Consider the following 11248-nt stretch of genomic DNA (forward strand, 5'->3'; position numbering starts at 1 on the left):
TGCGAGGCTGCGATCGGCGGCGAAGCCGTCGCACATCAGTTATCGCACTATCAGCATTTAGAGAATGCGGTACAACAACCGCTCGATCCGAACCCGGCTCACTCGACGCAAGAACTTGGCCACCGCTGGTGGGTAATCCGTCAGGGTGTCTAGGTTTTTGAAGTGGTCGATGCGCTGGGTGTGAGCGAAGATCGCGTCCAGCTCTTTGCCTCGCTGCTCCAGCAGTTCACGGCGCGGGTCGTCGATCAGCAGACCGTTTTCCAGATCCAGGCGGAACGCTCGGGGATTGAGGTTATTACCGGTGAGCAAGGTATAACGGTCGTCGACCCACATGCCTTTGAGATGGTAGGTATTGTCACCATCACGCCACAGGTGCAGGTTGAGCAAACCGCTGTCGATCATGCGTTGATGGCTTTTGGCAAAGCGGCGCAGGCTCAATTCATATAAATACGGCAGCGCCGCAATCACTCGAAACGGCTCGCTCGGCGGGATATAGAAGTCGTTAGCGGTCTTGTCACCGACCACGATATCAATCTTCACGCCACGCTCCAGTGCCCGGTTGATTTCACGGGTTACGGGTAATGGCAGGTTGAAGTACGGTGTACAAATGGTCAGCTGCTGCTGGCTGCTGGCGATCAGCTCGCAAATCACCCGGCTCAGCGGATTGTTTTTGCCCACGCCCAACAGCGGGCTAACCGATAAGCCAAAATGCCCGGTTGTCCCCAAGTAGGTGTCGTAACTGGCTTTTTTCAGGCGGCTGCGCAAGTCACCGATGGCACTGCGTAAACTGCGGGTTGACGGCAATGAAGGTAGATCCAGGCGATGCACCGCCTTGGTCTCGATCAGGTCTTGCTGGATAAAGCGCTGCATCGAGTCAGCCAGCGGCTTGTTATGCAGCACGTGATAACGGTCGAAGCGGTATTTGTCGAACTTGTGCAGGTACACGTTATTCAGGCTGGCGCCGCTGTAGATCACGCAATCGTCAACAATAAAACCCTTGAGATGCAGCACCCCGAACAGTTCGCGGGTTTGCACCGGCACGCCATAAATCGGCACTTCAGTGGCGTGGGCCTGGGTTTGCGCCTGATACCAGGCGGCATTGCCGGGTTGCTTGCCCGCCCCGATCAAGCCGCGCTGAGCACGCAGCCAATCGACCACGACGGCAATTTCAAGCTCGGGCCGGGCGGCTTTGGCGGCGTGCAAGGCGTCGAGAATTTCCTGACCGGCTTCGTCCTGTTGCAGGTACAAAGCCACCAGCGTGATGCGCTGTCGAGCGCCCGCAATGTGCTCCAGCAGGCAGCGTCGAAAGTCAGCGGCGCTGGGCAAGGTACTGAACGCATCGGCAGCCAGCGGGAAGCTACGCAGCTTGGGTAGCAAGGAACGTTTGAAGAGCAACGGCATAGGGCTCGCTATGGGTCGAATGCAAATGACCGCAAAGCTTACACGATTGGGCTTTGAAGCTGTAGTGACGGGAATCACCTGTCACATCCCGCCTCGGCCACTGGGGGGAGAAGTGCAGTTGAGCCCGGGCGCGCATTGATAATGCCCGGCTGATCAACCTCGTTCTTTGGGAATAATTAACTTTGGGGAAATTCCTATTTACTGAAGATAACCACCGCTCCAAGGTATATAGCGAGTGGCCACCGAAGGCAGCCAAACCCGTAACGGCGGGATGATTCAACACGCGACCGCACCCGTCGTGCTGCCAGGTACATGAAGGCAGGTGGCTATATCGGCACCGCGTGTGCAGGGTTTTCTCGATCCGCCAGAACTCTGCCAGAACTTGGGAGAGACGAATCGCACGATCCCGCTTGGCGCAGCGACGACGAGTTGAACAAGACGGTGCATGACCTTCTGACGCAGGTCAGTCAGGAAGCCGATATGCGCAACCGCTACGCGTTATGAGTCAGATTCAGCAGTCGTGCAATGTCGCGCGCTCGGTCGGTGAGCAGTTGCGCCGCCTGTGCGCAAGCGTCTTCGAGGCTCATCGGGCCGCTGGTCAAGGCAAAGGCGGCGTTGATCCCGTGCTCGTATAACGCCTGATAGCCCTCACCCAAGGTGCCTGCCAGCACCACCACCGGTACGCCTTGAGCCTGAGCGATACGCGCCACGCCAAACGGTGTTTTGCCGCGCAGGGTTTGCGCATCAAAGCGGCCTTCGCCGGTGATCACCAGGTCTGCGCCTTTGACGGCTTCAGCGAGGCCCACCAGCTCCGCAACCACTTCTACCCCTGCGCGAAACTGCGCCCCCAAAAACGCTTTGGCGGCAAACCCGAGCCCACCGGCAGCCCCCGAACCCGGCTCATCACGCACATCGTTGGGCAAGACTTTGGCGCAGTGATCGGCAAAATGGCCCAAGGCGCTATCGAGTAAGCGAACCTGCTCAGGCGAGGCGCCTTTTTGCGGGCCGAATATGGCCGACGCACCGTGCTCGCCACATAACGGATTGTTAACGTCGGCGGCTATTTCGAAACGCACTTCGCTCAAACGTGGATCAAGCCCCGCCCGATCAATGCGCGCAACCTTCGCCAGCGCCAGTCCACCCGGCGCCAGACTTTCGCCCTGCTCATCGAACAAACCCAGGCCCAAAGCCTGCAAAGCCCCGGCGCCCGCGTCGTTGGTGGCGCTACCGCCGATGGCCAGGATGATCCGCTGGGCTCCGGCATCAAGCGCCGCCTTGATCAACTCGCCCGTACCGAAGGTGCTGCTGATGCACGCGTCGCGCTCGCTGCGGGCAACCAGTTGCAAACCGCTGGCTTCAGCCATTTCAATAATTGCCGTGCGGCTCTCGGGCAGCCAGCCCCAGTTGGCCTCGACCGAAGCGCCCAACGGACCCTGCACTCGATTACGGTGCAACTGGCCATTACCCGCAGCAACAATCGCGTCTACCGTGCCTTCGCCGCCATCAGCCATGGGGCACGTGATCAGTTGCGCATCAGGCCATACATCGCCCAAACCGGCGGCAATGGCATCGGCGACCTTTTCGGCGCTCAGGCTGTCTTTGAACGAGTCAGGGGCAATCACGATTTTCATGGGGCGAATCTCCAGTTCTTATGCCCCTCATGCTGCCAGTAACCGGGGGTAAACACGCCAGTCTGGTGCACAAGCAAACACAGGGTTTGTTGTTCATTTTTACAAGACGCAGGGGTTCAGCTCTGGGGCAGCAGTTGCACACCCAGATACAACGCCAGCATGCCATTGAGGCTCAATGGATCAACGCCGCTTAACTCAGCGATGCGCTCCATGCGGTAGCGCAGACTGTTGCGGTGGATGCCCAGGGCATCGGCGCAGAGTTGGCTTTGGCCATCGTGCTCACACCAACTGCGCAGGGTGGTAATCAGTTGGCCATTGCTGTCTTTGGCCTGCACTTTGTGCAACGGCCCTAACAGCTCTTCGAGGGCGTCGTCGTTGCGATGGCGCCACAACATGACCGGCAGTCGATAACGATTGAGTGCCAGCAAACGCGTGTGCGGCACTACATCCCGGCCGTAAGCCAGCAAGTCTGCAACCCGTCGATAACAGCGGCGCAAGCCTTTTAGCGCCTGCGCTTGATCGCCTGCTGCCACGCGTACGACTTTCCAGCCCAGGCCCTCAAGCTTCTCAAGCAAGCGCAGGTCATCCAGCACCACCGTGGCCGGGCGGCACCACAACAACGAGCCCGTGGCCGGGGTCACGCACCAACTGTCCGGGTAGCGTGATTGCAACCAGGCGCTGAGCGCTTCAGCACTGTGGCCCTTGTCCAGCTCAAACAGGTACGGAATACGCGACAACTGCGGCTTGAGCCCCAACTGCTGGGCTTCGTCGATAAGGCGCGGTGAATCACCCGTGTCGCTGAGCAGCAAGGCCACCAGGTCGTCACAACGTTGACGCCGCCATTGTTGCTCCGCCTGCTGATGGCGCTGGCCCACCAGCATCTCGGCGGTCATGCGCACCAGTTCAGCATAGGTGCGCAGCAATTCGGGCTCGCCCGTCAGGCCCAGTACGCCGATCAGGCGCTGGTCGAGCAACAGTGGCAGGTTAATGCCCGGCTGTACGCCTTTGAGGTGCTTGGCGGTTTGCGCGTCAATTTCCACGACACGCCCATTGGCCAGCACCAGTTGTGCGCCTTCGTGTCGAGTATTGATACGCTCGGGCTCACCACTGCCTAGAATCAGGCCCTGGCTGTCCATGACGTTTACGTTGTACGGCAAAATGGCCATCGCGCGATCCACGATGTCCTGCGCCAAATCATGATCCAGTTCAAACATAGGGTGACAATCCTTGGAAACATTTGTTCATGGGCACAGGTGGCTCAGCGAAATGCTGTGCGGTGGCACAAAGACAGTGACGTTGAGGTGACCGAGACTCATGCAGCGATCAACGTTAACCTCGGATCGTGAAAAAACATAATAAAGTGAGACATAAGATGTTAAAGAGCGCCAACGCGTCGCTGACCGGCGACGACGATAAAAACGCCATCTACAAGCGAATTACCCTGCGCTTGATCCCCTTTATCTTCATTTGCTACCTGTTCAACTACCTCGACCGGGTTAACGTAGGATTTGCCAAGCTGCAAATGCTTGATGCGCTGAAGTTCAGCGAGACCGTATACGGCCTTGGCGCCGGTATTTTCTTTATTGGCTACGTGTTGTGTGGCGTGCCGAGCAACCTGGCGCTGACCCGTTTCGGCCCGCGCCGCTGGATTGCGGTGATGATGATCAGTTGGGGCTTGCTCTCGACCTGCCTGATGTTCGTCACCACACCGACCCAGTTCTATACCCTGCGGCTGTTGACCGGCGCTGCCGAAGCCGGTTTTTTTCCGGGCGTGGTGTTGTACCTCTCGCAGTGGTTCCCGACCTTCCGCCGTGGTCGGATCATGGCGTTGTTCATGTCAGCTATTCCGGTGTCCGGACTGATTGGCGGCCCTTTCTCTGGCTGGATTCTTAGTCATTTTGCGGCAGGCCAAGGTGGCCTTGCGGGCTGGCAGTGGATGTTCGTGCTGCAAGGGATTCCCACCGTGCTGCTCGGCGGCCTGGCGATTTTCCTGTTGAGTGACAGTTTCGCCAACGCCAAATGGCTGAGCGCGCATGACCGTGCCGCACTCGAAGCCGACCATCGCCTGGACGCCGCCAGCCGACCGTCTACCGCTAGCGACTCACTGCTGGCGGTGTTCAAAAACCCGGCTATCTGGGCGTTTGGCCTGATTTACTTCTGCATCCAGAGCGGCGTATACGCGATCAACTTTTGGCTCCCGTCGATCATCAAGAACCTGGGCTTCAGCGACACTCTGGTGATCGGCTGGATCAGCGCGATTCCGTACTTGCTGGCAGCGGTCTTCATGTTGCTGGTGGGCCGTTCTGCCGACTTGCACAAGGAGCGCCGCTGGCACTTGGTGGTGCCCATGTTGATGGGCGCCGCGGGCCTGATCATTGCGGTCAACTTTGCGACTCAACCGGCCATTGCGATTATGGGGCTGACCATCGCCACCATGGGCGCGTTGACCGGCCTGCCGATGTTCTGGCCGGTGCCGACCGCCATGCTCAGCGCGGGCGCGGCAGCCGGAGGTTTGGCGCTGATCAACTCCATGGGGCAAATGGCGGGTTTTCTGAGCCCGTACCTGGTGGGGTTTGTCAAAGACACCACCGGTTCCACCGATGTGGCCTTGTACCTGCTGGCCGCCGTGATTGTCGGTGGCAGCTTGTTGGCACTGCGCATGACACGGGGCATGAGTCACGCGTAAGGCCACACCCTCGCCTCGCGATCTTATGATCTTTCAAAAGATCGCGAGGCAAGCTCGCGCCTACAGCGCTATCCTCGAATCCACCTGCGATTTGCCCTACAACACCTTCAGGCCTCAAGCTACAGGCTCCTAAAAATCATAAAGTGCGTTTCAACGAGGCTGTTGTGTCTAAAGGTATTGTTTTATCGGTTCTGGCATCGAGCCTGTTCGGTGTCATGTATTACTACACATCCCTGCTCTGGCCCTTGAGCGGTGCCGAAATTTTCGGCTGGCGCATGCTGCTGACACTGCCGTGCATGACGCTGTTCATGTGCTTTTCTGGCGATTGGCGACGCGTTCCCGTCATCATCTCCCGGCTGCGTCAGCAGCCCCGAATGTGGGCTGTTCTCGTCGCATCCAGCGCCTTGGTTGGCGTGCAACTCTGGCTGTTCCTGTGGGCGCCGCTCAATGGGCACAGCCTGGACGTTTCACTGGGCTATTTCCTGCTGCCGCTGACGATGCTCCTGACTGCTCGGCTGGTGTTTGGCGAGCACTTGTCACACCTGCAAAAAATCGCCGCTGCGCTGGCCGCCATCGGGGTTGCCAATGAGGTGTACCGCGTAGGCGGGTTTTCGTGGACCACATTGCTGGTGGCCATCGGCTACCCGATGTATTTCGTGCTGCGCAAACGCGCGGGCACCGACAACCTCGGCGGCCTGTGGTTTGACATGCTGTTGTTGATCCCGGTGGCATGGTGGTTTGTGCAGAGCGGTGAGCACGGTTTCGACGTGGCCAGTCTGCGCCCGGCGCTGTACTTTCTGATCCCGGTACTGGGCGGCATCAGCGCACTGGCCTTGATCAGCTACATCATCGCCAGCCGTATGCTGCCTTTTAGCCTGTTCGGCCTGCTCAGCTATGTCGAACCGGTATTACTGGTGTTTGTCGCCCTGTTGCTGGGCGAAAGCATCAGCGCCGGTCAATGGCTCACGTACCTGCCGATATGGCTGGCCGTGATGGTGCTGATATTTGAAGGTTTCAAGCATCTGTTGCGTCAACGGCGGTCGGTTTAGCGCGTGGCTGCTGGCTGAAGGCTACCGTTAATCACTTTTTTCAGAAAACACGAACGCGCGTTTAAAACGTGTTTGGCCCAGTATTTGCTTGGGCTATTAAAGTTTCACAGTTTTTAACAAGAGTTTGCGCCAACTAATTGGTTTAAAAGAGATTTGCCAATGCTGCCCAACAACCTCAAGCTACGTGCCCACTCTAATGAGTAACGTTGTAGATCCATTGAGGTTGTTGTGTCTAAAGGCATTGTTTTATCGATTTTGGCTTCCTGCTTGTTCGGCGTCCTGTACTACTTTACTTCTCTTCTTCGGCCCCTTGATGGCCAGGAAATCTTTGGCTGGCGAATACTTATCTCGCTGCCGTTCATGACTCTCTTCATCTGCCTCTCCGGCGACTGGAAATGGGTTCCATTAATTTTCAATCGCTTACGAGATAAACCTCTACTGATTCCTTGCGTGTTGATTACCAGCTTCCTGGTAGGGCTACAGCTATGGATGTTTATGTGGGGGCCTCTGAATGGGCATGGGCTGGATGTCTCGCTGGGCTACTTCCTGTTGCCGCTGACGATGATCCTCACCGGGCGCATCGTCTACGGTGAGCACCTCTCGCACTTGCAGAAGATAGCCACGGTGCTGGCGGTGATTGGCGTGGCCAATGAGCTGTATCGCACGGGCGGTTTTTCGTGGACCACGCTGGTCGTGGCCATCGGTTACCCACTGTACTTCGTGCTGCGCAAAAAGATCGGCATCGATAACCTTGGCGGACTGTGGCTGGACATGCTGCTGATGGTTCCGGTCGCCCTGTGGTTCGTACTGGCAGGCCCGCACGTCGATCTTGGCGCACAGCGTGAAGCTTTGTACGCGTTGGTGCCTTTGATGGGGGTCATCAGTGCGGCTGCAGGCTTTGCCTACATCCTGGCCAGTCGATTACTGCCGTTCAGCCTGTTCGGTCTGCTCAGCTACGTTGAACCGGTGTTGCTGGTGGCCGTTGCATTGTTGCTGGGCGACAGCCTGGAAGACGGCCAGTGGCTGACCTACGGGCCGATCTGGCTGGCAGTGGGCGTGTTGGTCATCGAAGGTTTGAAACACGTGAGCCGGCAACGCCGCTCAATCTGAGGCGAGGCGCGTGCCCTCCCCCCGCGCCTCCTGGCTTCACGCTGGCAACCACAGTCTGAAGCGGGCGCCACCCAAGGGTGATTGCTCGACGCTTAACGTGCCGCCCTGGGCCTCCAGGGCGCGCCGACTGATCGCCAGCCCCAGCCCGAAGCCCCCGGTGGCCCGATCACGGCTGCGGTCCAGCCGATAGAACGGCTCAAAAATGCGCTCGCGCTCCTGCTCAGGGATGCCGATGCCGTCGTCATCCACCCACAATTCACAACCTTGCGCCCCCAGACTCACCCCTATCTGAATTCGTCGATCGCAATAGCGCATGGCGTTGCGCACCAGGTTTTGCAGCGCGCGAGCCGTGAGGCGCGGGTCCAGCGCAAAACGCTCTTCGGTGCCCTGCAACAGCACGTCCAGAACGATTTGCGGCGCTTCGAGCTCTTCGTCAAAACTGCCCAGAATGCTGTCGATAAACTCAGCCAGCGACACCTCGACCCGCTCAGGTACCCGCGCCGGATTTTGCAGGCGACTGAAAGACAACAATTCCAGAACCAATTCATCCAGTTCGCGTATGTGCCCGACCAGCAGGTGCAAACGCTCACGACTTACCTCGGGCAGGTCGTCACACAAGACCAGCGCCAGGCCAAAATCGAGCCGAGTCAATGGAGTACGCAACTCATGTGAGACCGCGTTGAGCAAATCACGCTGTTGGTTAAGCAGGTTTTCAATGTCCTGGGCCATGGAGTCAAAAGCGCTGGCCAGTCCATGGATGTTAGAGCGCGCCGAAATCTGTGTGCGCTCACTCAACTGGCCCTGACCAATACGTGCCGCCGTGCGTTTAAGCTGCTCAAGGTCGCGCCAGTGCGGGCGCAGCCACAGCAGCAACCCCCCCAGCAAGGCGGCTCCGATCAGTACGTTGATGCTCCAATACAGCACGTTCATGTCGAGCGGGTCGGGCGGCATCACCAGCTCAATGGCTTGTTGCTGGTCCAGTGGCGATACCACTCGCGTCCTCCAGCCCCACTCGCCAATGCGCAGAACGCCCTGCCCCTGATGCAACTGGTGCTGCTCTTTGGCAGTGAACTGAGGGTCGGTAATCGGCAACAGGTTGACGCGCAGCGGATCGAATTGCGCATCCAGTTGATGTGCAAGCGCTGGCCATTGCTCTGCAGGTAACGCATGAAATTGTTTGACCAGCAGGGTCTGCATGCCACGCGACATGTCGACGTTGTAGTTCATGAAGCGATCATGGAAAACCGTGACGATGAGCGTGGGCACCAGGTAAATGGCTGCCGCAAAGGTCACAATCGTAACCAGATACAGCCGTATGAGGATTTTGAACACGAATCAGCATTCCCATTCCGAGCGGCTGAACAAGTAACCCTTGCCCCACACGGTTTTGATCTTGCGTGCTTCACCGGCGTCATCGTCGAACTTGCGCCGCAACTTGGAAATAGCCACGTCCACCGAGCGGTCGGTGCCGTTGAACTCAATGCCTCGCAGGCGTTGCAAGATCTGGTCTCGGCTGAGCACTTCACCGGCATGCCGGGCTAATACCACCAAGAGGTTGTATTCGCCGCTTGAGAGCTCGATGATGTCACCGCGCCATGTCACAGTGCGCTCCGACAGGTCGATACATAGGTTGCCCATCAGAATCCGGTCGCTGGCCACCTGCGGCTCTGTCAGGCTGCTGCGCCGCAATAAAGTGCGTACGCGCGCCAACAGCACCCGGGGATCGCAAGGTTTTGTCACATAATCGTCGGCGCCCATTTCTAGCCCCAGCACCTGATCATGGCTATCGTCGCGCGCAGTCAACATCAGGATCGGCAGGCTCGCGGAGTCGGCACGCAACAAACGACAGACTTGCAAACCATCAAGGCCCGGCAGCATCAGGTCGAGAATCACCAGGTCTGCAGGATGGCTTCGCGCCAAGTCACGGACCTGGTCACCGCGTGCAATCACGCTGACTTGATAGCCGTTGCGTTCCAGATAGCTGGCAATCAGCTCCGAAAGTGCGGCGTCATCTTCGACCAGTAAAATAGTGGGCATAATAAATGCTTACAAACAGGGAAAGTCCGAAGGATATACAACCTCAAAGGGATAGGAGCAGAACCTTCACATTTTTTCACACACCACCTACACAGCTTCACAACGCCTTTTGCGTGCTGCGCTTAGCATGCCAAGGTCTTTTACAGACATATCCAGCATTTATAAGAAGGCACGAACGTTGAAAAAGCTCTTCGTCCCGCTATGTCTTTCGGCACTGGCTATAGCCCTGAGTGCCTGCGGCAAAAGCCCCGCCACTGAACAAAAGACACCTTTGGTTAAGGTCAGCACTGAAGTCATCGTCCCGCAAAGCCTGTCGATCACCAATGAACTGAGTGGCCGCGTGGTTGCTCCGCGTGTTGCTCAAGTCAGCGCCCGCGTCGCCGGAGTGGTTTTGAAACGCGCTTTTGAGGAAGGCAGCGAAGTCAAGCAAGGCGATGTGTTGTTTGTGATTGATCCCGCGCCCTTGAAGGCTGAGTTGGACAGTGCTCAGGCAGCACTGCGCAAATCCGAGGCACTGGCGCTGCAGGCAAAACTGCAAGATCAGCGCTACAGCGCTTTGGTTGACAGCAATGCCGTCAGCCGCCAGGACTACGACAACGCCCGCGCGCAAACCCAGCAGGCGCAAGCCGATGTGGCCGCCAACAAGGCTGCGGTACAGCGCGCCAGGCTGAACCTGGGTTACGCCACCGTGACCGCCCCGATTTCCGGGCGCATCGGTCGCGCACTGGTCACTGAAGGCGCACTGGTGGGTCAGGGCGAAGTCACCCCCTTGGCGCGCATTCAGCAGTTGGACCCGATTCAGGTTGACCTGATGCAATCGACCCGCGATCTCGACAACCTGCGTGATTCATTCCGCGCCGGCGAGTTGCAACAGGTGGGCAAGAATCAGGCGGCCGTCACCTTGATCCGCGACAACGGCAGCCCTTACCCGCTGCCCGGCAAACTGCTGTTCACGGATCTGAGTGTTGATCCGAGCACCGGGCAAATCATTCTGCGCAGCGAATTCGCCAACCCGGACCACGACCTGCTGCCTGGCAGCTTTGTCAGGGTGCGCCTGGAGCAAGCGGTCAACAAGCAAGGGATCAGCGTGCCGCAGCGCGCCATTTTGCGTGACAGCGCCGGTGTAGCCCAGGTGCTGCTGATCGATACCGAGAACCGGGTCAAGCAGCAACCTGTGCAATTGGGCGGTGTATTGAATGATCGCTGGATCGTCAACGACGGCCTCAAGGCTGGCGACCGCATTGTGATCGAAGGTCTGCAACATGCTCGTCCCGGCGAACAGGTGCAAATTGATGACCCCAAACTTCCTCTCGCACACGCCATGGATCAGTGAG

9 protein-coding genes are annotated in these 11248 nt (G+C 58.2%); 4 read left to right on the forward strand and 5 right to left on the reverse strand.

Going from position 1 to position 11248, the window contains the following annotated elements; translation table 11 throughout:
• Positions 1-57: 57 nt before the first annotated feature.
• The 3 genes from pssA to ACIQYF_RS04600 all read right to left on the reverse strand — a co-directional run bounded on the left by pssA (position 58) and on the right by ACIQYF_RS04600 (position 4246).
• Positions 58-1401, reverse strand: a complete 1344-nt coding sequence (gene pssA / locus ACIQYF_RS04590) for a CDP-diacylglycerol--serine O-phosphatidyltransferase (RefSeq protein ID WP_402857316.1) — start codon at positions 1399-1401, stop codon at positions 58-60.
• Between the two features lie 491 nt (positions 1402-1892).
• Positions 1893-3032, reverse strand: coding sequence for a glycerate kinase (locus ACIQYF_RS04595; RefSeq protein ID WP_402857318.1), 1140 nt, complete (start codon positions 3030-3032; stop codon positions 1893-1895).
• 116 nt (positions 3033-3148) lie between these two features.
• The gene (locus tag ACIQYF_RS04600) at positions 3149-4246 is read right to left on the reverse strand and encodes a sugar diacid recognition domain-containing protein (RefSeq protein ID WP_402857320.1); all 1098 of its coding nucleotides are present in this window, start codon (positions 4244-4246) and stop codon (positions 3149-3151) included.
• Positions 4247-4404: 158 nt separating this feature from the next.
• Here ACIQYF_RS04600 and ACIQYF_RS04605 point away from each other — a divergent pair, with 158 nt between their 5' ends.
• The 3 genes from ACIQYF_RS04605 (at position 4405) to rarD (ACIQYF_RS04615) (ending at position 7877) form a co-directional block, all read left to right on the forward strand.
• Positions 4405-5718 carry an MFS transporter gene (locus ACIQYF_RS04605; RefSeq protein WP_402857322.1) on the forward strand — a complete coding sequence of 438 codons (1314 nt, stop codon included), beginning with the start codon at positions 4405-4407 and terminating at the stop codon, positions 5716-5718.
• Between the two features lie 164 nt (positions 5719-5882).
• Positions 5883-6767 (forward strand): EamA family transporter RarD, encoded by an 885-nt coding sequence (gene rarD / locus ACIQYF_RS04610; protein ID WP_402857324.1) that lies wholly within the window; start codon positions 5883-5885, stop codon positions 6765-6767.
• A 228-nt stretch (positions 6768-6995) separates the two neighbouring features.
• On the forward strand, positions 6996-7877 hold the full coding sequence (gene rarD, locus ACIQYF_RS04615) for an EamA family transporter RarD (protein WP_402857326.1): 882 nt from the start codon (positions 6996-6998) through the stop codon (positions 7875-7877).
• A gap of 36 nt (positions 7878-7913) precedes the next feature.
• On the opposite strand, the gene ACIQYF_RS04620 is transcribed toward rarD (ACIQYF_RS04615), so the two are convergent.
• Entirely contained in the window at positions 7914-9209 is a 1296-nt protein-coding gene (locus ACIQYF_RS04620; protein WP_402857328.1) for an ATP-binding protein, read from the reverse strand.
• A gap of 3 nt (positions 9210-9212) precedes the next feature.
• Positions 9213-9914 (reverse strand): response regulator, encoded by a 702-nt coding sequence (locus tag ACIQYF_RS04625; protein ID WP_402857330.1) that lies wholly within the window; start codon positions 9912-9914, stop codon positions 9213-9215.
• Between the two features lie 127 nt (positions 9915-10041).
• Between ACIQYF_RS04625 and ACIQYF_RS04630 the strand changes: the two genes are divergently transcribed.
• Complete coding sequence (locus ACIQYF_RS04630) at positions 10042-11247, forward strand: efflux RND transporter periplasmic adaptor subunit (protein WP_402857332.1); 1206 nt, start codon at positions 10042-10044, stop codon at positions 11245-11247.
• Position 11248: the final 1 nt, after the last annotated feature.

The sequence above is a fragment of the Pseudomonas sp. NPDC096917 genome (assembly GCF_044762555.1).
Lineage (GTDB): Bacteria > Pseudomonadota > Gammaproteobacteria > Pseudomonadales > Pseudomonadaceae > Aquipseudomonas.

What these genes read in the sequence shown, in the direction of transcription:
- ACIQYF_RS04605 (WP_402857322.1), top strand. Translation starts at nt 4,405, where the DNA reads ATGTTAAAGAGCGCCAACGCGTCGCTGACCGGCGACGACGATAAAAAC.
- ACIQYF_RS04600 (WP_402857320.1), bottom strand. Translation starts at nt 4,246, where the DNA reads ATGTTTGAACTGGATCATGATTTGGCGCAGGACATCGTGGATCGCGCG.
- ACIQYF_RS04630 (WP_402857332.1), top strand. Translation starts at nt 10,042, where the DNA reads ATGCCAAGGTCTTTTACAGACATATCCAGCATTTATAAGAAGGCACGA.
- ACIQYF_RS04625 (WP_402857330.1), bottom strand. Translation starts at nt 9,914, where the DNA reads ATGCCCACTATTTTACTGGTCGAAGATGACGCCGCACTTTCGGAGCTG.
- pssA (WP_402857316.1), bottom strand. Translation starts at nt 1,401, where the DNA reads ATGCCGTTGCTCTTCAAACGTTCCTTGCTACCCAAGCTGCGTAGCTTC.
- ACIQYF_RS04595 (WP_402857318.1), bottom strand. Translation starts at nt 3,032, where the DNA reads ATGAAAATCGTGATTGCCCCTGACTCGTTCAAAGACAGCCTGAGCGCC.